General features: G+C 61.2%; 23 protein-coding genes. 12 read left to right on the top strand and 11 right to left on the bottom strand.

The features are described 5' to 3' along the window. Positions 1-29: 29 nt before the first annotated feature. From BM400_RS13895 to BM400_RS13870, 6 genes are all read right to left on the bottom strand, one after another. Positions 30-476 carry a hypothetical protein gene (locus BM400_RS13895; RefSeq protein ID WP_089839753.1) on the bottom strand — a complete coding sequence of 149 codons (447 nt, stop codon included), beginning with the start codon at positions 474-476 and terminating at the stop codon, positions 30-32. A 58-nt stretch (positions 477-534) separates the two neighbouring features. Further along, positions 535-1,665 (bottom strand): adenosyl-hopene transferase HpnH, encoded by a 1,131-nt coding sequence (hpnH, locus tag BM400_RS13890; protein WP_089839751.1) that lies wholly within the window; start codon positions 1,663-1,665, stop codon positions 535-537. 55 nt (positions 1,666-1,720) lie between these two features. Then, complete coding sequence (gene shc, locus BM400_RS13885) at positions 1,721-3,748, bottom strand: squalene--hopene cyclase (RefSeq protein ID WP_089839749.1); 2,028 nt, start codon at positions 3,746-3,748, stop codon at positions 1,721-1,723. 71 nt (positions 3,749-3,819) lie between these two features. Beyond that, positions 3,820-4,806 (bottom strand): 4-hydroxy-3-methylbut-2-enyl diphosphate reductase, encoded by a 987-nt coding sequence (locus BM400_RS13880; protein ID WP_089841941.1) that lies wholly within the window; start codon positions 4,804-4,806, stop codon positions 3,820-3,822. Positions 4,807-5,247: 441 nt separating this feature from the next. Continuing rightward, positions 5,248-6,945, bottom strand: a complete 1,698-nt coding sequence (gene recN / locus BM400_RS13875; RefSeq protein ID WP_089841938.1) for a DNA repair protein RecN — start codon at positions 6,943-6,945, stop codon at positions 5,248-5,250. A 65-nt stretch (positions 6,946-7,010) separates the two neighbouring features. Next, positions 7,011-7,970: a helix-turn-helix transcriptional regulator gene (locus BM400_RS13870; protein WP_089839747.1), complete on the bottom strand. Its 960-nt coding sequence runs from the start codon at positions 7,968-7,970 to the stop codon at positions 7,011-7,013. Positions 7,971-8,206: 236 nt separating this feature from the next. Between BM400_RS13870 and BM400_RS13865 the strand changes: the two genes are divergently transcribed. The 3 genes from BM400_RS13865 to BM400_RS13855 all read left to right on the top strand — a co-directional run bounded on the left by BM400_RS13865 (position 8,207) and on the right by BM400_RS13855 (position 10,484). Beyond that, positions 8,207-9,001 carry a MotA/TolQ/ExbB proton channel family protein gene (locus tag BM400_RS13865; RefSeq protein ID WP_089839745.1) on the top strand — a complete coding sequence of 265 codons (795 nt, stop codon included), beginning with the start codon at positions 8,207-8,209 and terminating at the stop codon, positions 8,999-9,001. Positions 9,002-9,003: 2 nt separating this feature from the next. Beyond that, the gene (locus BM400_RS13860) at positions 9,004-9,411 is read left to right on the top strand and encodes an ExbD/TolR family protein (protein ID WP_089839743.1); all 408 of its coding nucleotides are present in this window, start codon (positions 9,004-9,006) and stop codon (positions 9,409-9,411) included. Between the two features lie 269 nt (positions 9,412-9,680). Next, positions 9,681-10,484, top strand: a complete 804-nt coding sequence (locus BM400_RS13855; RefSeq protein WP_175529032.1) for an energy transducer TonB — start codon at positions 9,681-9,683, stop codon at positions 10,482-10,484. Between the two features lie 23 nt (positions 10,485-10,507). Here BM400_RS13855 and BM400_RS13850 read toward each other — a convergent pair whose 3' ends face one another. Then, positions 10,508-11,251 carry a TIGR03435 family protein gene (locus BM400_RS13850; protein WP_175529031.1) on the bottom strand — a complete coding sequence of 248 codons (744 nt, stop codon included), beginning with the start codon at positions 11,249-11,251 and terminating at the stop codon, positions 10,508-10,510. A 209-nt stretch (positions 11,252-11,460) separates the two neighbouring features. Between BM400_RS13850 and BM400_RS13845 the strand changes: the two genes are divergently transcribed. The 9 genes from BM400_RS13845 (at position 11,461) to BM400_RS13805 (ending at position 23,617) form a co-directional block, all read left to right on the top strand. Next, complete coding sequence (locus BM400_RS13845) at positions 11,461-12,825, top strand: translocation protein TolB (protein ID WP_245781876.1); 1,365 nt, start codon at positions 11,461-11,463, stop codon at positions 12,823-12,825. A gap of 193 nt (positions 12,826-13,018) precedes the next feature. Continuing rightward, a complete protein-coding gene (locus BM400_RS13840; RefSeq protein ID WP_089839735.1) occupies positions 13,019-13,780 on the top strand; it encodes an OmpA family protein in 762 nt (253 codons plus the stop codon). 126 nt (positions 13,781-13,906) lie between these two features. Next, entirely contained in the window at positions 13,907-14,893 is a 987-nt protein-coding gene (locus BM400_RS13835; protein WP_089839732.1) for a tetratricopeptide repeat protein, read from the top strand. Between the two features lie 242 nt (positions 14,894-15,135). Continuing rightward, positions 15,136-16,794: a trypsin-like peptidase domain-containing protein gene (locus BM400_RS13830; protein ID WP_089839730.1), complete on the top strand. Its 1,659-nt coding sequence runs from the start codon at positions 15,136-15,138 to the stop codon at positions 16,792-16,794. A gap of 270 nt (positions 16,795-17,064) precedes the next feature. Further along, entirely contained in the window at positions 17,065-17,508 is a 444-nt protein-coding gene (locus tag BM400_RS13825) for a peptidoglycan-binding domain-containing protein (RefSeq protein ID WP_141223929.1), read from the top strand. 164 nt (positions 17,509-17,672) lie between these two features. Then, positions 17,673-18,437 (top strand): DUF2076 domain-containing protein, encoded by a 765-nt coding sequence (locus BM400_RS13820; RefSeq protein WP_089839728.1) that lies wholly within the window; start codon positions 17,673-17,675, stop codon positions 18,435-18,437. A gap of 476 nt (positions 18,438-18,913) precedes the next feature. Then, the gene (locus BM400_RS13815) at positions 18,914-21,391 is read left to right on the top strand and encodes an ATP-dependent Clp protease ATP-binding subunit (RefSeq protein ID WP_089839725.1); all 2,478 of its coding nucleotides are present in this window, start codon (positions 18,914-18,916) and stop codon (positions 21,389-21,391) included. Positions 21,392-21,726: 335 nt separating this feature from the next. Next, a complete protein-coding gene (locus BM400_RS13810; protein WP_089839723.1) occupies positions 21,727-22,152 on the top strand; it encodes a cupin domain-containing protein in 426 nt (141 codons plus the stop codon). Positions 22,153-22,558: 406 nt separating this feature from the next. Further along, positions 22,559-23,617, top strand: a complete 1,059-nt coding sequence (locus BM400_RS13805) for a 3-deoxy-7-phosphoheptulonate synthase (protein WP_089839721.1) — start codon at positions 22,559-22,561, stop codon at positions 23,615-23,617. Between the two features lie 51 nt (positions 23,618-23,668). On the opposite strand, the gene BM400_RS13800 is transcribed toward BM400_RS13805, so the two are convergent. The 4 genes from BM400_RS13800 to BM400_RS13785 form a co-directional block, all read right to left on the bottom strand. Next, positions 23,669-24,877 carry a M48 family metalloprotease gene (locus BM400_RS13800; RefSeq protein ID WP_089839718.1) on the bottom strand — a complete coding sequence of 403 codons (1,209 nt, stop codon included), beginning with the start codon at positions 24,875-24,877 and terminating at the stop codon, positions 23,669-23,671. A gap of 103 nt (positions 24,878-24,980) precedes the next feature. Further along, entirely contained in the window at positions 24,981-25,397 is a 417-nt protein-coding gene (locus BM400_RS13795) for a type II secretion system protein (protein WP_089839716.1), read from the bottom strand. Continuing rightward, a complete protein-coding gene (locus BM400_RS13790) occupies positions 25,391-25,888 on the bottom strand; it encodes a type II secretion system protein (RefSeq protein WP_089839714.1) in 498 nt (165 codons plus the stop codon). Before BM400_RS13790 ends, BM400_RS13795 begins: the two co-directional genes overlap by 7 nt. Before the next feature lie 29 nt (positions 25,889-25,917). Beyond that, entirely contained in the window at positions 25,918-26,457 is a 540-nt protein-coding gene (locus BM400_RS13785; protein ID WP_245781875.1) for a type II secretion system protein, read from the bottom strand. Positions 26,458-26,502 lie beyond the last annotated feature (45 nt).

Here is a 26,502-nt window from a genome sequence, read left to right as displayed (position 1 = left end):
GGAGAAGAAACTACGTTGCTTACTTTTCTTTAGTCCAGCATCTCCGGCGCAATCTGGATATTCGTCTCGCCCGCTGCCTTCTTCTCCCAGTACTTCTTCACCCAGGCCTCGAAGGTCTTGCCCGCGGCCGTATCGCGGCCGGTAAAGGCCAGAGCAGCAATCTGCGAGTACGCCACATTGACCTTAGTCTTCTCGTTCGTAGGAATAATCCGCACAAACGAGTCGTCCAGCGAGGTTCCCGAACGCCTGTCGAACAGATACCCGACCACAACCCCGCCGTCCTTCTTGGTAATCGTCACATCCCCGCGGTAGTCGAACGCCTTCTCCAGGGCCTCGCGCACCTCTGCGTCGGTTGCCAGCTCCGGAACCCAGCCCTCGAGCTGCTCCTTGTCGCGCCCGGCAATGACTTCGATATCGTCCTGGCTCTGGTGCGCCAACTGCTCCAGCTTCGCCGATTCCTGTTGTTCCGTAGCCATCGTCCTCATCTCCCGAAATCTTACTGTGAGAGCCACACCGAGCAGCTCGGTAGCCGTCCTAATCGCCCGAAACTTCCTGTAACTCAGCAGACTTCACCGGCGGCGCAATCTGTACCAGCGGACCATGGCTCGCCGGCTTCCACTCGTTCAGCAGCTTCATCGCGTCCGCGTCTTCGTACGTCGGCTTGAACATGTACTTCTTCGCCGTCTCGATAAAGCCCTTCAGCGACCCGAAGTTGTAGTCCACCGCCGAAGCCTCATGCCCGGAGTGCACCATGCAGTTTGCGCACTGCGGATTGCCGCTCTTCGCGCCGTAGTTGCCCCATTCCGTCGTCTCCATCAACTCTTGGAACGTGTCCGCGTAGCCATCCTGTAGCAGGTAGCATGGCTTCTGCCAGCCGAAGATCGAGAACGTGGGCATGCCCCACGGCGTGCACTCAAAGTTCTGCTTGCCCATCAGGAATTCAGAGAACAGCGGATGCGTATTGAACTCCCACTTTGGGTTCCGGTTCGAAAGAATCGCGCGGAACATCCTCCGCGAGCGCGCCTTACCCAGGAACTTGCTCTGGTCCGGAGCCTTGTCATAGGTGTACCCAGGCGAGACCATCATGCTCTCCACGCCCGCTTCCATCATCTGATCGAAGTGCCGGCGCACGCTGTTCGGGTCCGCGCCATCGAACAACGTCGTATTCGTCGTCACGCGGAAACCAGCCGCCACCGCAGCCTTGATGCCGCCCATTGCGATGTCGTACCCGCCTTCGCGGCATACGCCGAAGTCGTGGTGCTCCCGCTCGCCGTCCACATGCACCGAGAACGAGAGATACTTCGAAGGCTTGAAGAGGTGCAGCTTCTCCTTCAGCAGCAGCGCGTTCGTGCACATATACACATACTTCTTGCGCGCGACCAGTCCGGCCACAATCTCCGGCATCTGCGGGTGAAGCAATGGCTCGCCGCCGGGGATCGACACCATCGGTGTGCCGCACTCTTCCACGGCCTTGAAGCACTCCTCAGGCGTCAACTCCGCCTTCAGAATGTGCGCCGGGTACTGAATCTTCCCGCAGCCCGCGCACGCCAGGTTACACCGGAACAAAGGCTCCAGCATCAGCACCAGCGGATACCGCTTCCGGCCCATCAGCTTCTGCTTCAACACATATGACGCCACGGTCCAGGCCTGCGAGATAGGTACCATCGGGAAATCTCCTTAAGAAAACTCTTTCAACAAAAGCCGTTCAACTGACGAAGATCTAACCTTCAGCCGCCGCCCGCTCAATCGACTTCTTGTACGTCGTCAGGGCCATCAGCGGGAAATACTGCTTGTATAGATGGTACCCAAGATAGAACACCCGCGGGAACCCGGTGCCCGTGTAATAACTCTCTCCATTGCGTCCGGGCATCAACTCATCCCAGCTTCCATCCTCATGCTGCCGCTCGATCAGCCAGCGCACACCCTTCGCCACCGAGTCCGACCGGCTATCTCCGCCGGCCAGCAACCCCAGCAGAGCCCAGGCCGTCTGCGAAGGCGTACTCGGCCCCACGCCCTTGTACGAGTCGTCGTCATAGGTCCCGCAGGTCTCGCCCCAGCCACCATCGGGATTCTGCACCATCCGAATCCACTCCGTCGCTGAAACGACCGCCGGCTCGTGGTGCCAGTACCCCATCGCCTCCAGGCCGCGCAGCACCAGGAAGGTCCCGTAGAGATAGTTGACACCCCACCGCCCAAACCAGCTCCCGTCGATCGACTGTTCCTTCAAAATGAACGCAATCGCCTTGGCAACCCGCGGATCACGTTGCGTGTACCCGTACGCAGCCAGCATCTCGAGCGCACGACCCGTTATGTCCACCGTGGGCGGATCGATCATCGCATTATGGTCGGCGAACGGAATCGATTCGAACAGCTTCTTCGTATTGTCCTTGTCGAACGAAGCCCAGCCGCCGTTCTTGCACTGCATCGCAAACACCCACTCCACGGCGCGCTGCGAAACCTCGTGCTGGCGACGCTCCTGCGGATGGTCTACCGTCTTCAACGCCAGCAGCACTTCGCACGTATCGTCCACGTCCGGCTGATGGTCGTTGTTATGGAAGAAGCACCAGCAGCTCGCATCCGCGATCTTCACGTTATGCGACCAGTCGCCCTGGTACCGGATCTCCTTCGACAGCAGCCAGTCCGCGCCCTTCAGCAACCTGGCATCGTCCTTGCCCAGCCCCGTGTCGCCCAGCGCCGAAAGCACCTGCGCCGTATCCCACACCGGCGAGAAGCACGGCTGCATCCGGAACGTGGGCGTCGGATAATCCGGCGTACCCTCCGGGCAATCGATTCCCAGCTTCTCGAACTCGTCCATCGCGCGGATCACCTGCGGGTCGTCCTTCGAGTACCCGAGAACGATCAACGCAATAATCGCGTTCAACATCGCCGGATAGATCGCACCAAGACCATCCGAGCGCTCAAAGTGATCCAGCATCCACTTCTCGGCCTGTTTAAGCGCCTTCTTGCGCAACGGACGGATATGCACCCGCTCCGCCCAGTGCATCACCCGGTCCGTAAACAGGAAGACATTCCGCCACGAGAACAGATGCTTCTTGTCCCAACGCAGCCGCAGGTCAGCGTTCTTACGACCGCCGACGAACAGCTCATCGATGCTCTGCTCGGGCGTCAGCTTCTTGAACGGCTTCTTCGCGTAGATGATCGACAGAGGCACCAGAATCGCCCGCGACCACGCGCTGATCTCATAGATATTGAAGTAAAACCAGTCCGGAAAAAGAATGATCTCCGGAGGAACTGCGGGCACCGCGTCGTAGTCGTACTGCCCCATCGTGCACAGGTACATCTTGGTGAAGGTATTGCACTCCACCACGCCGCCGTTGGCCAACACCCACTCGCGTGCCTTCACCATCTCCGGCTGATCCGCCGTCCAGCCCATCAGCTTCAACGCCAGATACGCCTTGATGCCGTAGTTGATATTCGAAGGCCCACCCGGATACTGGCTCCATCCGCCATCCTCATTCTGGTGGCGAAGGATCTCGTTCACGGCCCGCTGCATCTTGCCCGGATCGCCCGTCCCCAGCAGCACATGCATGAAGATGTAGTCGGCCTCGAGCATCACATCCGCTTCGAGCTCCCCACACCAATACCCATCCGGATGCTGCTGACCGAGCAGCCAGTTCTTGGCCTTCTCGATCCCCGCAGACACGTACTCCAGCCCAAGGTCCATGCGGCCAAAACGGGGCCGCGCGGGCTGCGTCGTCGCCTGCGGATTCACCGAACCTGATTCCATCTGTATCTATTCCTCTGAAGCTCTAAGCCGTGATGTCGAACGCAGCGAAACTCCTCTGCGGGAAGCGCTCTCTACACCCGAGGTGCGGAAGCGATTGCCTGCACAATCTCAGGGGGCAGACCGAAGCGCACATTCTCCGGCATCACTTCGACCTCGTTGACGTCGCCATACCCCATCCCCTGCAGGTACTCCACCACGTCCTTCACCAGAACCTCAGGAGCCGAAGCACCCGCAGTCACAGCAACGGTGTTGACTCCATCCAGCCACTCCGGATTGATGGCGTCCGCCGTATCGATCAAATAAGAGTTCGTATCCAGGTTCTTCGAAACCTCAACCAGCCGGTTTGAGTTCGAACTGTTCTTCGAACCCACCACCAACACCAGATCAGCGCCATGCGCCACATTCTTCACCGCCACCTGGCGGTTCTCGGTCGCATAGCAGATGTCCTGCGCGTGCGGCCCGTGGATATTCGGGAACTTCTTCTTCAAAGCCTCGATCATGTACTTGGCTTCATCCAGAGAAAGCGTCGTCTGCGTCAGATAAGCAACCTTCTCGGGGTCCGGAACCACCAGCGCATCGACCTCTTCGAGAGTCGAAACCACCTGCGTCACATCCGGAGCCTCACCCTGCGTGCCTTCCACTTCCTCATGATCGCGATGTCCGACCAAAACCAGAGAATACCCCTGCTTGGCGAACTTGATCGCCTCGACGTGGACCTTCGTCACCAGCGGGCAGGTCGCGTCGATCACCTTCAAACCGCGAGCCTTCGCATCCGCACGAACCGCCGGCGAAACGCCATGTGCGGAATAAATCACACGTGCGCCCTCCGGGACCTCATCCAGTTCATTGACGAAGATGGCTCCCTTCTCCGCGAGATCATTCACCACGTAGCTGTTGTGCACGATCTCCTTGCGCACATAGATCGGCGCGCCAAATGTGTCTAGCGCAATCTTCACGATATCCACGGCGCGAACCACGCCCGCGCAGAATCCGCGCGGCTTCAAAAGCAGCACACGTTTGGTCTTCGGGCTGTCGTTGATGGTGTCGAGGTCGGCGATGCTGAGGGGTGTTGGCGCGGAAGTAATCACGTTCACCAGTATACCCCGTTTGAGAGGAGAAAGTCGCTGGTTTGCACCATCAGCGGTGCAAACCAACCCACCCACAAAAACAACCGGGCCAGGCGTGGTTCATGCGCCATCCGGCGAAAGAACCCGACCCAGCCCTGTTAATCGATCGAATAACGGCTAAACCAACTCGCCGGCGCAATGCGGATGACCGCACTCACAGGCCAGCGTAGTCAGGTCTTTTGAATCTTCACACTGCTGCGAGCAGTACTTGCTGCCCTCTTTGGCCATACAGCTACAAGCCGCGTGCTTACACTTTTCAGTTGCCATCGTAGAAATCCTCCACCGTTCACCCCGTACGATGCACGTTCCTATCAAGAAGATGTGCGCCCACCCCGCTCCCAGCCCACGAATCGCAGCCGATCAACCGGACATCTACCGGCTCGTCTCCACCAGATGCCGGGCATGCAGCAGCGAAGTCTCCGTCAACTTGGCTCCACTCAGCATCCTTGCAATCTCCTCGACACGCTCGCCCTCCTCCATCCGCCGCACATCCGTATGCGTTCGACCCGCCTTCTCCGTCTTCGCAATCAGAAAATGCTGATCCGCAAATGCAGCGATCTGCGGCAGATGCGTGATGCAAAGTACCTGCTGCCCCACCGAAAGCGTCTTCAGCTTCTGCCCCACCGCCTCGGCGGCCCGGCCGCCAATCCCGATATCGATCTCATCGAACACCAGCGTCCGCGGCAGCAACGTCTTCTTGCCCTTCTTCACGCCGCTCGCCTCCTCCTCGACCGTCACCTTCAACGCCAGCATCACCCGCGACATCTCGCCGCCCGAAGCAATCTCCTCCAAAGGCTTCAGCGGCTCGCCTGCATTCGTCGCAATCAGGCACTCCACGGTATCCCAACCATGCGCCGTCCATGCGTCTGTGGCTCGATCCGCTGTAACCCGCACATGAAACTTCGTCTTCATCGCCAGGTCGTTGATCTGCGCCTCCGACCTCTTCTCAAGCCGGCTCGCCGCAGCCGTCCTCGCCGCCGTCACCGCCCCCGCCGCAGCCTCATAGCGAGCAGCATCCGCCGCCTGCCGGCCCTTCAACTCCGCCAGCAGAGCATCCCTGTTCTCCACCTCGGCCAGCTTCCCCGCGGCATCCGCCCCAAAGGCAATGACCTCTCCAAGCGTCTTGCCATACTTGCGTTTCAGCCGGTCCAGCGCCTCCAGACGATCCTCGATCTCTTCCAACCTCTCCGGCGACGCATGCACATTCTCCGCGAAGTCCCTCACCTCGGCGTCGACGTCCTCCACCCCCGCCTTCGCCGCCGCCAACTGCTGCGCCGGCCCCTCAAAACGCGCGTCGTACTTCGCCAGCTCCTCCACATGCTTCAACGCCGCCCCCAGCATCGATTCCACCGACTGCTCCGCCTCATACAGGAGTTCATGCGCGTTCATCGCCGCGCTGTACAGCTTCTCGGAGTTCGCCAGCACCCGCTTCTCCGCCTCCAATTGCAGATCTTCATCCTCAGCCGCGATCGCCGCCCCGTCGATCTCTCCCGTCTGAAAACGCCACAGATCCGCCATCCGCAGCCGGTCTTGTTCGTCCGTCTCCAACTCCTCCAGCTTTGCGGTGGTCTCCCGCCACGCCCGGAATGCCTCCCCCACCGCATCGGTCGCCACCGCTCCAAACCGATCCAGCAGGGTCCTCTGCTGCACCGCATCGAACGCCCCCAGCGTCTCTCCCTGCGAGTGGACCAGAGCCAGTTCCGGAGCCAACAGCCGGAGCACTCCCACGGTCGCCGGCTGATTATTGATAAAGACCCTGCCTTTACCCGCCGCCGTAATCTCACGCCGCAACAGGATAGTGGCTTCATCCGCGTCGGCATCCACCCCGTTGGCCTCGAGAATCGCCCTTGCCCCCGGCGTCATCTCGAACACGCAGCCCACGACAGCCTTCTCCGCCCCGTGCCGCACAAAGTCGGCAGAGGCCTTGCCCCCCAGCAGAAGCGCCAGCGCGTCGATCAGGATCGACTTTCCCGCGCCCGTCTCGCCCGTCAGCAGGTTCAGCCCGCGACCAAACGTGGCCACCGCCCGGTCGATCACCGCATAGTTCTCCGCCCGCAACTCCAGCAGCATTCGCTTCGCCTCACGTTCGCTTTTGCGAAGCATACCACGTCCCCGTCAACGCGAAGGGCCTACGCTCATCCTTGCGGCAGCGAGAGCATCAACCGCATCATCTCCGCCTGCCGCCGCGTCCCGGTCTTCGCCAGCAGACTCTTCGTATGGAACCGCGCCGTATCCACCGCCACCCCCAGCTCCGCGGCCACCTCCTTCACCTCCAACCCCTTCAGCAACAGGTCCGAAACCCGCACCTCCGTCGGCGTCAACCCGTACAAAGCCTTCAACGCCGTCCCCCGTGTCTGCCGGCCACTCTCCGAATCGCTCACAAACACCAGCGACGCCAGTTTCTTCGAGCTCCCCTCCGTCACACCCCGAAACGGCATCACCGTCACGCGCAGCGGCCCGCCCTGAGGCCGATGCAGCAGCACCGAGCCGCTTGCCTCCCCGTTCCGCCCCTGGCGCAACAGACCCGCCAGCCCGGCACTCGCGCTTAGCCTGCCACCCCGCAACGACAGAGCATCCCCCGTCTCCAACAACTCACCCGCCCTCCCGTTGGAAACCACGACACGTCCGCTCTCATCCAGCCCAAACACCGCATGCCCCAGCCGATCCAGCGCCGCCCCCAACCCGGCTACCTGTCCTCGGGCATCCTCAAGCTGCAGATGCAGTTGCAAAGCCCTCTGCATATGCGGCATCAGAGCCTCGTAAACCGTATCCGCATGCACCCTTCGCCTCCCCCATCCTCCCCCTGTCACCGCGGCGTCCGAACGCACACACCGCACCGCGCCATCTCCGCCCAGCATCCCAGCCGTCACTGCGCCATCGAAGCCCGCATAGGCATGACACGCCACGGGCTTCAACCCCTTGAGCGCAAACATGCGCTCCTCCGGAATCCGCACAGAACCGCCATCCGCCGCCGCGGCGATCTTTTCCATCACCAGACTCCACAACGACGGGTCGTTCACCGTGGCATAGATCAGCTCGATCAACCCAAGCAGTTCCCTGCTTCCACCAAAAGCCAACGCCGGATCTTCAGTCATGGGACCACCTCAAGCATGCCGTTCTGCTTCATCGATTAACAACGTGCTCCCCGCAGAAAAACCTTTCGCTGCCACCCCGGAACTTCGTTTCCGCCACTCTCGCCCTTGAGTCAAACGCCAAAAGCACACCCCATGCCCCCTGCACCGATATCGAAGCAGGTAACCCAACGCGATCCCATCTTCATCCGTCCAACCCGAAGCCGCTACACTAGAGCGCAGCAGCACCTAAAAAACCGATGACGACACCCCTACTTTTCGCGCTAGCTCTTCTTCAGGAACCCGACGCCACCTCCACCGCCGTGCAGACCACCAACGGCTCGGCCATCGTGGAGATGCTGCATAACAGCGGCCCCGTCGCATTTTCGGTCCTTATCCTGCTCGCCCTCTCCAGCGTCTTCTCGTGGACCATCATGATCGCGAAGTGGCGTTCCTTCTCCGCCGCCCGCACCGGATCCACCGGTTTTCTCCGCGCCTTCCGCAAATCCGGACGTCTCTCCGAGATCGCGACCGTAGCGGAACAGTTCAAACCCAGCCCCCTCGTCGCAGTCTTCACCGAAATTCATGACGAGTACCTGCGCCAGAGCGGTGGCCGCGGCCTTCCCCGCAACCCCATCGCCCTCGATCGAGCCGCCCAGACCGCCTCGTCCGAGGCCCTCACGCTCATGGAGCGCCGGCTTACATGGCTCGCCACCATCGCCAACACCGCCACCTTCATCGGCCTCTTCGGCACCGTCTGGGGCATTATCGACGCCTTCCATGGCCTCGGCACCGCCGGAGCCGCCACCCTCCGCGCCGTCGCCCCCGGTATCTCCGAAGCCCTCATCACCACCGCCGCCGGCCTCGTCGTCGCTATCCCTGCCGTCATCGGCTACAACCAGCTCACCGCCCAGCTTCGCGACTTCGGCGCTCGCATGGACGACTTCGGCCGCGAGCTGCTCAATGCCATCGAAAATGCCGCCATGCTCAACCTCCCCGGTGACGACCCCCGTATCCTGCCCCCCGCATCCGATCCCCGCCGGAGGACCTTCTAGCCATGGCCTTCAACACCCGTGGCCGCACCCAGACCGCGCTCGCCGAGATCAACATCACCCCGCTGGTCGATGTCGTCCTCGTCTTGTTGCTCATCTTCATGCTCACCGCGCCTGTCCTGCAATCGGGAGTGGATGTGTCGATTCCTAAAACCCGCTCCGTCAATCAGCTCACCGAAGAGCGCGAGGTCGTAACCATCGACAAGGATTCGAACGTCTTCCTGCAGGACAAACCCGTCAACGTCAACGACTTGCCGAAGCTTCTTAAAGTCGGTCAGGATCCGTCCAAAAAGATCATTTATCTCAGAGCCGACCACCGCGTCCCCTTCGGAGCCTTCGCCTCTGTGATGGATGCCGTCAAGCAGGCCGGCATCACCAACATCAGCATCGTCACCCAACCGCTCAAACAATAAGCTGCAAACGTCGGAGACGCTCCGTAGCAGCACGTTTTCATTCTGAGCAAAGCGAAGAATCACCGTATTGCCTGTTGCTTGTTCTTGCTTTTGTTGTTGCCGTTGCCCCTTTGGTTGTCATCCCCGAGGGAATCTGCTTCTTCCTTTGCCGTTGCTTCTAGGTACCCCAAAGCTTCAGCCTTGGGCCCAAGGAGCCCACAAAAACAGGCTTTAGCCTGGGTATGCTCTCTCTCCCCAGCAGCAAGCCGCGAACACGAACCAACGAAAACATGGCCACGCCGACCACCAACTGGACCCGCCCGACACCTCCCGCCCCCACCGGCGGTCTCGACGTCGTGCTCTCCATCCTCCTCCATGCCGCCATCGCCGGAGCCCTCTTCGGACTCGCCCTCTTCCATCCCCACACAAAGCCCTGGGGCGATCAATCCGCCACCGCCGGCGCCATCCAGGCCACCATGACGGACTCCATCCCCCTGCCTCCAAAGCAGCCCGTCGACGAAAAGAACGTCCTGGCCTCCGACGACACCAGCCCCGCCCCCATCGTCACCAAGGAAACGACGCCTCCGCCTCCCAGCCCCAAAGACATCCCCATCGTCGTCAAGCAGCCCCCGAAACCCACCAAGCCCGTCAAGGAAGCCCCTCCGGTCCAGACGATCAAGCGCCCCGTAGCTCCGCCCCCGCCGCCCACCAAAGCCGCCACCGGCGAAACCAGCGGCATGCGTCTCGCCCAATCCACCATCCAGATGAAGAACGGCTCCGCCTCCGCCAACGTGCAGGACCGCAGCTTCGGTGCCCATTTCGCCTACTACGTAGCCGCCGTCAACCGCCGCGTCACCCAGAACTGGTTCACGCAAGAGGCAGATCCGAAGGCATCCGAAGGCAAGCATGCCGTCGTCCTCTTCGACATCGACCGCGACGGCAACCCATCGAATGTCCGCCTCGAAACCCGCAGCGGCTCCCCCACCCTCGACACCTCCGCCATCCGCGCCGTCCAGCGCGTCGACAGCTTCGGCCCCCTCCCCCAGGGCGATCACATCACCGTCGAGTTCACCTTCGACTACAAGCAGCAGTAGAGACCGAACCAAGCCATCGCCGGTCAGTTCTCGGATGGATGAGTCACGCTATCAATCACCAACATCTGCACCGGACCCTTTTGCGGATCGAGCTTCAGTCCGAGCTGCTCTTGCACCGCCTGAAAGAGCGAGGGCTCGGTGGAGTCAGCATCAGGATCAGGGTCCCACACCAGGGTCCAGTCGTAGGTACCCGCCAGTCCCGTCTTGTCGAGCACCGGGTGTTTCAGTTGAATGCCAAGAACGGTGCTCAGGTACGACACCGGCACATTGGTCCCGGTCATGCGGCCAAGATGGGAGGATTTGTCGGTGTTGAGGCCAGGTGCCTTGCTGGAACCGGCAGCCGCCTGCAACGCAGGGCCTTTCTTTGCGACCACCAGGGCATAAACATCTCCCTGTCGCGTCTCCCAATGAGCCTTCAGCCGGAAGCGATCGGCCAGCAGGCTCATCACCCGCTTCCTGAAGCCATCCTGGGAGACCTCTGTCTGGTCGCCTGTGACTGCTGAAATATCGTATGTATCGCTGTCGAGCCAGCTCGGGCCTCCAACAAATTGATAGTTCTGCAGGTCGTACGCCGTGCGAATCAGGGTTCTCAGAGAGGCATTGGTCATCGTAAGCCTCCCCCGGGTCATATCGATGCGGGCGTCCCCGCCGTTCTGGTTGCGGTGGATAGCGACAGCGTCGAATGTGGGCAGCGATTGCGCCATCAGGACTGACGACGGCGAGGCAAGCGCGAGGATGGCGGCGAAAGAGAAGGCCTTGAGAGTCATGGCATACCTCGGAGCGAAATCGAACAGGCGTGGTCCAGGGGCCATGCGCGGGCAGGCATTCCCGACTTGCTATACGGAGAGAATTCGCTGGCGGTTCCCCAGGACGGCTCACATGGAGTCTGACCGGCCTCTCCGGCGGCAGCCACCCGTACCCCCCAAGTACACCCCCCTAACATCCTTCCGTTCATCAAAGGCGTCTACCATAATTGATGATGAAGACCAATGAACGTCCCGCGCGCCTCACGCCCTCCATCAAGCGCCTAGCAGCCTTCGCGCTCGCCCTCTTCCTCAGCCCCCTCGCACAGGCCCAGGACAACTGGTTCAAAACCGAGACCAGCACCGGAGCCGGCACTGTCCGTCTCGCCGCCGCCGACTTCAAGTCCCAGGCAAACGACCAGTACAAGAAGACCTTCGACGCCGTCCTCTACGCCGATCTCGCCAACGCCGGTATCTTCGACCTCGTCTCGAAGTCCCTCATGCCCACCGCCACCCCCGGCGCGCCCAACGAGATCTCGCTCCCCCAGTGGTCCGGAGCACCCGCCAACGCCGCCATGGTGGCCTTCGGCTCCATCAACGCTCAGGGCAGCCGGCTCCTCGTCAACGGCTATCTCTTCGACACCAAGAACTCCCAGTTCCCCCAGATCCTCAGCAAGCAGTACAACGAAGACGCCACCGACGACTCCGCCCGCCAGATCGCCCACCGCTTCGCCGACGAGATCATCCTCCGCCTCGGCGGAGGCATCAACGGCATCGCCGAGACCAAGATCTACTATGTCCACGGCGGCGTAGGCGGCAAGGAAATCTGGGAGATGGACTATGACGGTGCCAACCAGCATCCCATCACCAAGCTCGGCGGCATCGCCCTCTCCCCCCGCGTCTCCCCCGACAACAGCCGCCTCGCCTTCTCGTCGCTCGACAGAAACGGCAACCAGATCCGCATGTATTCCCTACTGCTCGGCCGCATGGTGGCCTTCCCCACCTCCGGCGGCACGAACATCACGCCAGCCTGGTCACCCAGTGGCAAGGAGCTCGCCTTCTCCTCCTCCCGCTCCGGCGACCCCGAAATCTGGATCTCCGATACCAACGGCGGCTCTGCCCGCCGCCTCACCACCCGTAAAGGCCCCGACGTCTCCCCCGTCTTCAACCCCAAGACCGGCTCCCAGCTCGCCTTCATCTCCGGCGGAACCGGCGGCATCCCCCAGCTCTACATCATGGATGCCGACGGCGCCAACGTCACCCGCATGACTGACGGCGGCTACGCGACCTCCGTCTCCTGGAGCCCCGACGGACGCTTCCTCACCTTTGCCTGGAACCGCAAGTACGGCCCCGGCGCACCCGGAGGACAGGACATCTACATCATGGAAGTCTCGACCAAGCGTTGGATCCAGCTCACCCACGACGCCGGCCACAACGACTTCCCCTCCTGGTCCCCCGACGGACGCCACATCGTCTACGCCAACTCCCCCGACGGACGCATGCAGAACACCCGTATCTGGTCCATGCTCGCCGACGGAACCCTCCAGCGCCCGCTCAGTACCGCAGGCGGCGACATGCCCAACTGGAGCTGGAAATAAAGAGATTGCTCCTTTGCTCCTTCTTCCCGGGGGGACTCTCCACGATCCCGGCTTTCTCCCCAGCTAAGACAAACGTCCCATACATCAGAAACGTTTCCAAGTTCCCCATACCCGTACCATCCACAATTCGTTAGAATCGTACTTTCCGAGTAACCGGGGGCCTTCCGGTTCAGAACGCAGGAGACAGGATCCCATGAACGCTATGCATCGCAAGCTGCTTCCCTTCGCCGCCATCACACTATGCGGCCTCGTCTTCACCACCGGCTGCCACAAAAAAGACAGCGTACCTCCCCCCACCGCATACGCTCCCACCGTCGAGAGCCCGGCCCCCACAGCTACCCTGACCGCCGATCCCCTCGCCATCGAGCTCGGCCAGTCCGTCGTCCTCAACTGGCGCACCACCAACGCCACCTCGGTCAGCATCGATGGCCTCGGCCCGGTCGTTCCCAACGGCACACAAACCGTCTCCCCCGCCAACTCGACCAACTTCCACCTCGTTGCCAAGAACGATGCTGGTGCCACCGTGGAAGCCAACGTCCGCGTCACCGTTCGCACCGCCGCCCCGCCCACAGCCGTCGGCGGTGACGACAACGGCACCATGGGCTCCGACGCCATCTTCCACCAGAACGTCCAGGATGCCTTCTTCGACTACGACAGCTACGAGCTCCGTCCCGACGCCGTCGCCGCCACCGCCCACGCCGCCGCCTACATCATCGCCCACCCGGCCATCCGCGTTCTCATCGGCGGTTACTCCGACGAGCGTGGCTCCGCCGAGTACAACCTGGCCCTCGGCGAGAACCGCGCCAACGCCGCCCGCACCGCACTCGTCAACGCAGGCGTCGCTCCCAACCGTGTCCGTATCGTCAGCTACGGCAAGGAGAAGCAGTTCTGCACCGAAGAGAGCGAAAGCTGCTGGCAGCAGAACCGCCGCGCTCAGTTCTCCCTCGACCGCTAAACAAAAGGGTATGGGCGGACCAAACGTCCGCCCATACCCACAAGAAAAGTCCTTGCTCCTGCCCGTTCTGACCTATTTCCCTGCCTTTCCGTCTCTCCCCACATTCCCTTACGCAAGGCCAATCCGATGACGAAGCTCTCCTCCAGAATCCTAGCCGCCGCCCTCATCGTCCTCTCCCTCACCGCCACGCCGGCCTTCGCCGCCAGCAAGGAGATGATCCAGCTTCAGACCCAGGTGCAGCAGCTCCAGGAGGCCATCGCGCGCCTCCAGCAGTCCAATGACGAGCGTATGGGTGTCCTCAAGGATCTCGTCCAGCAGTCCGCCGACTCCGTCAACCGTCTCAGCCTCAACATGGACGCGCTCCAGAAGCAGATGCGCAACCAGCAGGACGCCCAGGGCCAGAAACTCGACCAGGTCTCCACCCAGGTTCAGGCCCTCAACGACTCCCTGGACGAGATGAAGGCCCGCATCGGCCGTCTCGACAAGGCCATGTCCGATATCTCCAATCAGCAGCAGTCCATGAGTTCCACCTTGCAGAGCATGCAGCCCGGTGGCCAGCCCGTTGCGACGCCTCCGCCCGTTGATCCCGCCCCCGCGACTGCCGCTCCCATCACCCGCCGTGGACGCGACGCCAAGCCCTCCGCCGCTGGCCCCGCAGCAGCGGTCATCCCCCTTGGCGACGATACCGCCGCAGCCGCACCCACTGCCGTAGCCGCAAGCCCCAACGCTCCCCCGGTAGGCGATATGTATAAGCTCGCCCTCGGCGACTACATGGGCGCGAAATACTCCCTCGCTTCAGCCGAGTTCGCCGACGTCATCCGCGCCTATCCCGACAGCCCCCAGGCCGGAAACTCCCACTACTATCTCGGTGAGATCGACTATCGCCAGGGCAAGTACACCGCCGCCGAGAAGGACTACGACGCCGTCATCGAGCAGTTTCCCGGCAACCCCAAGATCCCCGCCGCCCAACTCCACAAGGGACAGGCTCTCATCGTCCAGAAGCAGACCGAAGCCGGAGCCCGTGAGTTCCGCTCCCTCATCGCCCGCTATCCCAACTCCCCCGAGGCCTCCCAGGCCCGCTCCAAGCTCAACGCAATGGGCATCAAGCACTAAAGAAAAACAAAGGCCTCTGCTTCAACCTGGCGATAGCGCGACCCATCTTCGCGCGGCCTCATCGGGCGAAGGTGGGTTTCAGCCTCAAACCTTCATCCCGCCAAAATCCCTCCCCCGCACAAGCATCAACCCCATCAAAATTCAGTCACTTTTACCTCATCCCAGCGTCTAACTAATTGACTAGCTAGTACCCGGCCCTACCCGGCAAGCTGTACCCTATCTGAAGAGGTCACGACCCAAACATGGAATCACCGAATCCCTCGAAACCATCGATCTTCGAACGCACCCGCAACCATCCCCTCGCGACCAGCTTCACCCTCCTCGCGACCCTCTCGGTAGGCATCCTCGCCGGCTCCGTCCTCACCCGCAACGTCAGCGGCATGGAGCAGCAGAAGGTAGACTCCTCCGACGCCCGCCCCATCGTCATCCCCAACCCAACCACGCTCGGCAACGGCTTCTCGCAGATCGTCAAGACCGTCGGCCCCGCCGTCGTCAACATCAACACCGAGCAGATGCCCAAGCAGTCCGCCGTCAAGCCCGGACGCCGCCGCGGTGCCAGGCCCGGCACAGGCGACGACGACTCGCAGCAGGGCGACATGCAGGACTTCTTCAACAAGTTCTTCGGTGGCCAGAACCCCGGCACCGATGACGATGGTGACGGCTCCGAACGCCGCGCCTTGGGCTCCGGTTATATCGTCGATCCCCGCGGCTACATCATCACCAACAATCACGTCGTCGACAAGGCCGACAAGATCTTCGTCAAACTTGCCTCCGACCCCGAAGGTGGCCCCGGTGAACAGGGCCGTCCTGCCAAAGTCATCGGCGTCGACAAAGAAACCGACATCGCCGTCATCAAGATCGAGACCACCACCCCCCTCCCCACCGTCAAGCTCGGAAACTCGGACGGCGCGCAGGTCGGCGACTGGGTTCTCGCCATCGGATCTCCTTTTGGCCTCTCCCAGACCGTCTCCGCCGGTATCGTCTCGGCGAAGAACCGCTCCATCGACGAAGGACCCAACGCCTCCGGCGTCGCCACCAACCAGTTCCAGCGCTTCATCCAAACCGACGCCGCCATCAACCCCGGCAACTCCGGCGGTCCGCTCGTCGATATGGCTGGCAACGTCGTCGGCATGAACACTGCCATCTACACCCAGTCCATGGGCTCGCAGGGCGTCGGCTTCGCCATGCCTTCCAACACCGTGGCCTCGGTCTACAACATGCTCATCGGACCCGAGCATAAGGTCATCCGCGGCTCCATCGGCATCCAGTTCCAGGGTGCCACCGCATCCGCTGTCACCCGCATGTACGGCTTCAAGAACGGCGGCGTCATCATCTCCGTCATCACCCCCGGTGGCGGCGCGGCCAAGGCTGGCCTCCAGCCGCAGGACGTCATCGTCTCCGTCGACGGACGCGCCATCAAGGATGGTGACGATCTCGTTGCCGACATCTCCAGCCGCAAGGTCGGCTCCACCGTCAAAATCGGCTATCTCCGCGACGGCAAGCAGAACACCGCCAACGTCACCATCGGGGACCGCGCCAAGCTCGCCTCCGACTTGGCGAAGGACGACAGCGACGACTCCAACTCCACCCCGCAGGAAGTGGATGCCGGCGTCGGCAAACTCGGGATCAAGGTCTCGGCCATCCCCTCCGCCGTCGCGACCAAGCTCGGCGTCAAGGGCGGCGTTCTCGTCACCGATGTCCGCCCCGGCTCCTTCTCTGACGAGATCAGCCTCTCCAAGGGCGCTGTCATCACCGAGATCAACCGTCATCCCATCACCGACGAATCCAGCTACCGGACCGTCGTCAACGCCCTCAAGTCCAATGACGATGTCGTCTTCGTAGTGCGTTACCCCTCCAGTCCAACCCGGGGCAGCTCCTACGTCGGCGGAACTCTCCCATAATCCTGCACCATGCCTTGAACGCCGAAACCCGCCATGGAGGCGGGTTTCGGCGTTCTACCACCTCGAAGACTCTCGAGCGCAGCCAGGGATCACCCCAAACGAAAGCAGACGCGCCGAAATCCCGTTCGGATTACTTTTTCGTCCAAAAAGAGTTACTAACAAGGCAACCATTCCCCTTGCCGCGAGACAACATCCGTCGTAGTCTTGTGTCCGTACCCATACGAAGCGGCAATAGATCAAACCGCTTCGGCACGACTGAGGCACTCTCCTATGCGTCATAAGCTCCTCGTTTCAGCCCTCGTGTTCGCGTCAACGATTCCCGCCCTCGCGGCTCCCAGAGCCCGTCGCGGTCCGACTTCTCCTCACATCTTCTCCAAGCGCGCCACAAAGGCCCCGGCGAAGGCGACCTCTCAGCGCGGCATCGATCCTGAGCGCGCCACCCAGATCCAGGCCGCTCTCATCAAGCAGGGCTACATGATTGGTGAACCATCCGGCAAGTGGGATGCCAACACCGAGGCAGCCCTCGAAAAGCTTCAGGGCGACAACGGCTGGCAGACCAAGCTTGTTCCCGACTCCCGCGCCATCATCAAGCTCGGCCTCGGCCCCGGATCCAGCCCCGAAGTAGCCTCATACCCCGCCTCCTCTACCCCCGAGAAGCTCGCTCCTCTCCCCTTTTCCGGAGAAGCAGAAGCCTCCACCCCCGCCCAGCAGTAAGCGGACATCAACAGCAAAAGAAAGGCCCCCGACCAAGGGGGCCTTTGCTTTGGCCTCCAGCCGCATCGGTGCAGGAACATCCCCATCCCAGCCAACGTATAACCGTCAGCGGGGGAAGACATCTTTCCCCGTAAACCCGTGTCTTACCTCAAGAGAGGGCTTCTATGACCACGCAAGAGCAACAGATGCTTCAAGACCTCACCGACCGGATCAATAACACGCAGCTTGCCGAAAAAGACCCCGAGGCCGAGCGCTATCTTCAGGACACCCTGGGCCGTAACCCCGACGCCCTCTACATCCTCGCCCAGACCATGCTCGTCCAGGGCTACGCCCTTGAGCAGGCGCAAAAACAGCTCGCCGACCTCCGTGCTCAGGCCGCCCAGCCCAAACGCACCACCAGCTTCCTGGGCAATCTCCTCGGCCACAACGACGAGCCCGCGCCTCCTCCACCCCCACCAGCGTCCTACCAGCAGCAGCCCCAGTACCAGCCGGTCCCCAACTACCCGCCCCAGCAGGCCTACTATCCTCCCCCTCCCCAGTACGCAGCGCCCCAACCTGGGTACGGCTACGGAGCTCCTCCCCAGCAAGGCGGAGGCTTCCTCCGCTCAGCCATGACGACCGCCACCGGAGTAGCTGCGGGGGCCCTGGCCTTCGAAGGCATCGAAAGCCTCATGCACGGCTTCGGCGGAAACCACGGCGGCGGCTACGGCTTCGAGGGCGGCGGCGCTCCGCGCGAAGAGATCGTCAACAATTACTACGGCGACTCCTCTCCGCAGCACGAGCAACACTCCTCCGATCTCGGCTCCGACATCGAAGACCGCCGCAACGACTTCGCCGACACCGGCAACAACGACAATTTCGCCGACGACAACTCCAACGACTTCGGCTCTTCGGACGACTCGGGTTCTAGCGACGACTCCAGCCTCTAGCTCACCCTTCGCGCAAGATCCGGGAGCCCTGTCGGGCTCCCGGATCGCCAGTGCAGAAGTATCCATCCCAAAACCGCATGCTGGCCACAATATCCATACAAAAAACCACGTTTTAGCATCCCGAAAACGACAGGTAAAACCCGAAGAAGACCCCATCAGCCCCGAAGAAGAGCTCAAAACTCACCACAAATGCCAAAGACAATCCTTCTGGAGAACTTTCCCGGTTTGCGACCGATTTTCAACAGAGGCGTCTAATCGAAATGCGGTAGTTTAGGCATAACTTTTGCAGGACTTTCATCTGTGTCGTATTCACGGATACACTGTGAAAGAGTTGGATGCTCCGTTTTTGCCGGTTGCAGCCTGATGGTCTCCTGTAACTCGTTGCAGGAGATGGATTTGGGACCAACGGCACCGTTTCGAAGCAGGGACGATGCCGGGCTAAAAGCCTTTCGAGGCAAATAGGCTGAAGGGGGAACATGTTCGAACGCTATACAGAGAAGGCGCGCCGTGTGATCTTTTTTGCACGGTATGAAGCGAGTCAGTTTGGGTCGCCTTACATTGAAACCGAGCACCTCTTGCTCGGGCTGTTGCGGGAGGACAAAGCACTGACGAACCGCTTTCTGCGGTCTCATCAGTCTGTCGAATCAATCAGAAAGCAGATCGAAGGGCATACTACCATTCGCGAAAAGGTTTCGACCTCGGTCGACTTACCCCTTTCGAATGAGTGCAAACGCGTCCTCGCCTACGCGGCGGAGGAAGCAGAACGCCTCTCCCACAAACACATCGGGACAGAGCACTTACTGCTGGGCCTCCTGCGAGAGGAGAAATGCTTCGCGGCCGAAATTCTGCAGGAACGCGGTCTCCGCCTCCCTGCCATCCGCGAAGAACTCCAGCGCACGACCCAGGAAAAGGCTCCTGCTGCACAGGGCGGAGGCTCCAGCAAAGGCCAGCGCGGTGAGCAAAGCATGCTTGCCGAGTTCTCCCGCGATCTCACGCAAAGTGCTATGGATCAACAACTTGACCCGCTTGTCGGACGGGACCAGGAAGTTGATCGGGTCATACAGATTCTTTGCCGGCGGACGAAGAACAATCCGGTTCTGATCGGTGAGCCGGGTGTCGGGAAGACCGCGATTGTGGAAGGTCTCGCGCAGAAGATTGCCGACGGCGAAGTGCCTTCTTTTCTTGCAGATAAACGCGTACTTGCGCTCGATCTTTCGCTTATTGTGGCTGGAACGAAGTACCGCGGGCAGTTTGAAGAGCGTCTGAAAACGATCATGAAAGAGTTGATGGAAAATCAGAACTCCATTGTTTTCATCGATGAACTGCACACACTTGTAGGAGCGGGGTCGGCTGAAGGTTCTCTCGACGCCGCAAACATCCTGAAACCGGCCCTTTCGCGCGGCGAAATTCAGTGCATTGGTGCGACCACTCCGGCCGAGTACCGCAAATCGATCGAAAAAGACCGGTCGCTCGAACGCCGCTTCCAGGCCGTCAAGGTCCCACCACCGAATGAAGAAGATGCCGTCAAGATCATCATGGGCATCAAGGACAAGTACGAGAAGTTTCATGCGGTGAGCTATACCGATGAAGCGATCAACTTCTCCGTCTCTCACTCCTCGCGCTACATTCCCGACCGTTTCCTGCCGGACAAGGCCATCGATCTGATCGACGAGGCGGGAGCCCGCGTCAAACTGCGCCAGACCTCCCTGCCCGACGAACTGACCGAGGTGCAGAAGCGCATCAAGTTCATCGTCCATCGCATGGAGAACGCCATCGCGAACCATGAGTTCGAGAAGGCGCGTTTCTACTCCGATGAGGAGCGCAAAGAGCGGGAAAACCTGCGCTCCCTGCGTGAAAAGTACCATCTGGACGACTCGTCCGCCGGCATCGTCACCAAAGAAGACATCGAAGACGTGGTCAGCCGCTGGACCGGCGTGCCCATTACTTCGATCAAGGAAGAGGAAACACAGAAGCTCATGCGCGTGGAGGAGGAGCTTCACAAGCGCGTGATCTCGCAAGATAAGGCGATCTCGGCACTTTCCCGCGCCATCCGCAGGTCGCGGGCCGGTCTCAAGAACCCTGCTCGGCCGATTGGAAGCTTTCTGTTCCTTGGACCGACAGGTGTCGGTAAGACCGAGATGGCACGTACGCTCGCGCAATTCCTGTTCGGCTCCGAGAAGTCGATGATTCGATTCGACATGTCGGAGTTCATGGAAAAGCACTCGGTCTCGAAGCTGATCGGTTCGCCTCCGGGCTACGTCGGTTACGAGGAGGGCGGCCAGCTTACGGAACGCGTGAAGCGGAATCCTTACTCGGTCGTGCTGCTGGACGAGGTGGAGAAGGCGCATCCGGATGTGTTCAACCTTTTGCTGCAAGTCTTTGAAGATGGGCAGCTTACGGATGGGTTGGGCAATACGGTCGACTTCAAGAATACGATCATCGTGATGACCTCCAACATCGGGGCGAAGCACCTGATGAAGAAGGAAGGGTTCGGCTTCCAGTCGGACAAGAACGAGATCGTGATGGAGAAGATGCAGGAGATGGTGATGAGCGAGGTCAAGCGGACCTTCAATCCCGAATTCCTGAATCGACTCGATGAAGTGATCGTGTTTACGTCGCTTTCCGACTCGGATCTCATGCAGATTCTTGAACTTCTGGTTCAGGGGCTGAATACGCATCTGGTTCACAAGGCGATCACGATCTCGGTGACGGACGAGGCCAAGCGCTGGATTCTGACCAAGACCGTGGCGGACCGGTCGTACGGGGCTCGTCCTCTTCGTCGCGCGTTGCAGCGCTACATCGAGGATCCTCTTTCGGAGGCCCTGATCTCCGGTCACCTGGTGCAAAGGCCTGCGTTCTTAGAGGTTTACACCGACAACAACCAGCTCTTCTACCGTCCGATCTCCGCCGATGGCGAAGAGAAGATGGCTGGTCTGGCGCTTACGACGGTCTAACTGGTCAAACCACTTTCCGATGTTCTACACTCGGTGCCTCAGCCTTCTATCGGCTGGGGCATCGCTGTTTTGGGCTACTTCCATAAGTGGCTGGAAGATGAAGAAAATAAAACCTTTAACCGTTCCGGAAAAAGTAACGGATATGCTTACGTATTTGACGACTGTATCTTGTTGATTTGCAACGATCTTCGGTTTTTGTGGTGAATTGTGGTCAGTTTTAGGGTTTGTTTCGGGTTTTATAGGGTTTTCTTCGGGGTTTACCTGCTGTTTTCGGGACGGTAAAACGTGGTTTTTTGCGTGGATATTCTGGCCAGTTTTGTAGTCTTGGAGGTTCGATGAATCGTCGTGAGTTTTCGCTGATGGTGTCCGCCGCTTCCCTGCTCGGGGTTTCGGCCGAGGGGCAGAGTTCGGGTGCGGGGCAACTGGTGTCGGGGGTGTATCCGGCGGGCAAGGAGCACAAGGCTGGGGAGGGACGGGTGTCGCAGCCTTTTCTGACCGGGATGCTGCAGCCCACGCTTCGGCTGGAGGCGCATGAGACGGTGATCGAGCCGGGGGCTCCGCCGGAGGAGACGCGGAATCATCTGCATAACGAGATCTGGCTGATGAAGGCCGGAACCGTGGAGCTGATGGCGGATGGGGTGAAGCACGTGATGAAGGCCGGGGACCTGGGGCTGGTGGTCGCTGGGGGGATGCACTATGTAAAGAATATTGGGACGGACCGGGCTAGCTACTTTGTGTTGGCGGTGGGACCGCCGGAGTAGAGACTGGCGGTTCCCCGTTTGCTGAGCTGGCCGCTGAGGACGGCTGAGAACGACATCGTTCGTTTTATGCATGGCATTGGCGCCAACGCTAAGCGAGGAAAGGAGCCACTGCGGACCGGGCAGTTCAAACTCATTTTGGATTTGGCTTACTGGAGGGGGTGCCGCGAAGCGAGCAAAATGCGGGGGCGCTGCGCTCAAAATGACGGGTGTTTTGAGGGGCTTTGCGTCGCCGGGGCAAGAGCAACGGAAGCAGCAGATTCCTTTCGGGAATGACAACCAACGAGTGAAGGGCAAGAGCAGATCCTCTTCCTGGATGACAACCCAGGGGCGACGGCGGGGATGAGGCAAAGGCAGCGTTCGGGCTCGCGGCAGGGCGTGGGGATTCCTTGTATTCTGGTAGACGGCTATGACATACCAGACGAATAATCTCAGGATCAAATCAAGCAGGATTGTGCTTCCTCCCATTTTTCTGGAGGAGGAGATGCCGGTGACGGATAATGCCTCGCGGACGGTGTTTGGGGCGCGGGGGCAGGTGGTCGACGTCCTGAATGGAGTGGACGACCGGCTGGTGGTGGTGGTGGGGCCTTGCTCGATTCATGACCCGGTGGCGGCCAGGGAGTATGCGGGGATGCTGCGGGAGGCGATCGGAGAGCTGAAGGACGACCTGGTGATCGTGATGCGGGTCTACTTTGAGAAGCCCCGGACGACGGTGGGGTGGAAGGGATTGATCAACGACCCTTACTTCGATGAGTCGTTCAAGATCAGCGATGGGTTGCGGATCGCGCGGCGGCTGCTGCTGGATCTGGCGGAGATGGGGGTGCCGGCGGGGACGGAGTTTCTGGATATGATTTCGCCGCAGTATATGTCGGACCTGGTGAGCTGGGGGGCGATTGGGGCGAGGACGACGGAGAGCCAGGTGCATCGGGAGCTGACGTCGGGGTTGTCGTGCCCGGTGGGTTTCAAGAATGGCACGTCGGGCAATGTGCAGATTGCGATCGACGCGATTCTTTCGGCGGGGCATCCGCATACGTTTCTGGGGACTTCGGAGACGGGGCAGGCTTCGATCATGCTGACGGCCGGGAACCCGGATTGCCATGTGATCCTACGGGGCGGGCGAGGTGTGACGAACTACGATGCGGCGTCGGTGGAGAAGACGGCAGAGCAGATGGTGAAGGCGGGTGCGCAGGCTCGGATCATGGTGGACTGCAGCCATGCCAATAGCGGGAAGGACTACAGGAAGCAGGGGGCGGTCTGCAGGGCCGTGGCGGAGCAGGTCGCGGGGGGCGAGCGGCGGATTATGGGCGTGATGATCGAGAGCAACCTGGTGGCGGGGGCACAGTGTCTGGTGGATGGGAAGGCCCTGGTGTATGGGCAGAGTATTACGGACGCCTGCATCGACTGGGGTGAGACGATCGGCCTGCTGCGGGAGCTGGCAGGGGCGGTGAAGGCTCGGCGGGCTTCGTGACGGCGCTACCCCACCCTCTTGCGGGTGGGGTAGCTCTCGGGAGAGAGTGAGCTAGTTGCGGCGGCCCAGGGTGGGGCGGTCGTCGCCGTTGGTGGTGGTGCCTCCGTTATTGGAGCCGGGGTCGGCGCTGGCGCGGCGAAGCGTGGGCTTGTTGGCGTCGCCGGGCTTGTTCAGCTTGCGCTTGTTTTCCAGGCGCAGGAGGCGCGCCTTGACGTCGTCGAACTCACTGGTGGTGACGATGTAGTCAGGCTTCGCCGGCATGATGGTGGCGATCTCTTCTTCCGAGCGCTGGATGCGGTCGGGCGTCTGGGGGTGGTCGGAGAAGAGCTTGGCGACGGCGCCTGGTTTGTGCTTCTCGAGAGCGTCGATCTTTTCGAAGAAGGTGATGAAGGACTGGGGGTCGTAGCCGGCCTTGTACATGTACTGGAGGCCGAGGAAGTCGGCCTCGGACTCATCCATGCGGGAGAACTTGAGGAAGCCGATGGGGATGGCGAGCTGGGTGGCCTCGTAGATGCCGTAACCGGTCCAGGAGCCCTGCGTGAAGATGATGAGGGGGATGGAGGCGATCTGGGCCATGTTCATCTTGGTCATCTGGCGGGCGGCGTGGTGGGCGACGACGTGGGAGATCTCGTGGGCCATGACGCCGGCGAGCTCGGACTCTTCGTCGGCGGCGAGGATGAGGCCGGAGTTGACGTAGAAGAAGCCGCCCGGGAGGGCGAAAGCGTTGATCTCGTCGGAGTCAATGACCTTGATGGTGAAGGGGACCTTGGCGTCGGAGTTCTTGACGATGTTCTGGCCGACGCGGTTGACGTATTCGACGATGACGGGGTCGGTGACGAGGTGGGCGGACTTTTCGACTTCCATGGAGTACTGCTTGCCGGCGCGGATCTCCCAGTCGGTGGAGTACCAGTTGCCGATGCCGCGACCGCCGATGTTGCGGGTGCCGATGGCGTTGACGTCGTCTTCCGAGCCGGGCTTGATATTGGTCTTGAGCTCTTCGCCGGGGGATGGGATGGAGTCACCCTTGGCGGCTACCTTGTCCTTGGCCGCCTGGAGCTCTTCGGCGGTGGGGCCCTTCTTGTCGTCGGTGGGGGTGGGCTTCGAACCGCCTGGGGTCTTCTGGGAGCCGCCGTTGGTGGTCGAGCCAGGGCCGTTCTGGCCCGTGGTCTGGCCGGGGTTTTGACCGCCGTTGATCTGGGCGTGAGCGCCGAGGGAGACCAAGAGGAGGGCAGCCAGGGTGAGATGGGCGACTGTACGCATGAGGGTTCTCCTGTGGAGCGGGCGACGGACGCAACTCCACGTTATCTTGGACGCTGCTTTTTAGCAAAAGTCGCACACGCCAGGGCCTAGGGCTGCACGCGGGTTACCAGGTGTTGTAAGGGCTGCCGTCGGAGGAGGGCTGCTGGGCTCCGCTGTGTACGTCGCAGATGCCGGGGTCGGTCTGATCGACGGAGGAGACGGCGTCGCACTGGGCGGTGACCCAGGAGTCGGTGCGTTGCGTGATGGGGTCCTTGGGCATGGAGCGGATGTAGCCGGCGGTGACGACGTCATCCAGGGTGGTGGGGCCCTTCTGCTTGTCGACGGTGTAGGAGTCGATGGAGACGCGGAGAGTGTGGAGATCCTCCTTGAGGACGGCCTCGCGTGCGGCGCGGACGTTGGCGACGTAGGCGGGGACGGCGATCGCGGCGAGGAGGGAGATGATCGTCATGACGATGAGGAGCTCGAGGAGGGTGAATCCTGAGTCGGGCGCGCATCGATTTGGTTTATTTTTCTCTACCATGTCTTGTATTTCGTTCCGTCGATTGCGGTTTGGTCGCTCTTGGAGTGTACGTCGAAGACGTTCGAACTGGAGCCGGAGTCTGAGTCGGGGTCGTCCTGATTGGCGACGACGCCCCAGTCGGCCTGACCGGTCATGGGGTCGATGGGGATTTGACGAAGGAAACGGACCTTTGTCGTGCCGGCGGTGACACCGTCGACGAGGGTTTGCAAGTCGGGCGGGTAGCCCTGAGAGTCGACCTTGACCTGGAAGGCGTTCTTGTCAGCGGCGTCTTTGTAGGCGTCGATGGCGGCTCGCATCTCCCAGAGGTCGCGACGAAGGACTTTCTCCTTGTTGCGCTTGATCTGGAAGCGGGCGACCGGGATGGCGGCGGAGGCGAGGACGCCGAGGATGGTGATGACGATGATGAGTTCGATGAGGGTGACGCCGGATTCGGGGATCAGGGGTGCTGCTTGTTTATGGTTCAGGGCTCTTGGCTGATGGCGGTTCGCCATGCGTTTTGGGCCTCGGGATTTGGATGGGCTTACCATGTGTTGTACTTTGTGCCGGCTATCGAGGTTTTGTCGCTCTTGGAGTGGACGTCGAAGACGCTTTCCCCGCCGCCGGAGTCGGAGCCGGGATCGTCTTCCATGGAGCGAACGGTCCAGTCGGCCTGACCGGTCATGGGGTCTTTGGGGATCTTACGGAGGAACTGGACGTGCTCGGTTTTTCCGCCGGTGCCGGAGGTGCAGTCCACGCCGTCGACGAGGGTCTGGAGGTCGGGCGGGTAGTTGAAGGAGTTGAGCTTGGTGGTGAAGGCTCCGAGCTCCGCGGCGTGCTTGTACTGATCGATGGCATCGCGCATGGTCTGGAGATCGGTGCGAAGCTCGGTCTCCTGCGCGGTCTTGATGCGGTACTTCGCGATGGGCGCGGCGGTGCCGGCGAGGATGGCGATGATGGCGGCGACGACGATGAGTTCAACGAGGGTGAGGCCGGAGTCAGGGTGAAGCGAGATGTCCGGTGGCTGACGAAATACCCGGATACGCGTATCGCGAGGAGAGGAGGGCGTACCCCAGGGGCTCAAGCTGGACTCTTCAGGTCCCTGTGAGACCCAAGGCTGAAGCCCCGG

Source organism: Granulicella pectinivorans, from assembly GCF_900114625.1.
Lineage (GTDB): Bacteria > Acidobacteriota > Terriglobia > Terriglobales > Acidobacteriaceae > Edaphobacter > Edaphobacter pectinivorans.
The sequence above is the reverse complement of the archived record's forward strand: the minus strand, read 5'-3'. Positions and strand labels throughout refer to the sequence as shown.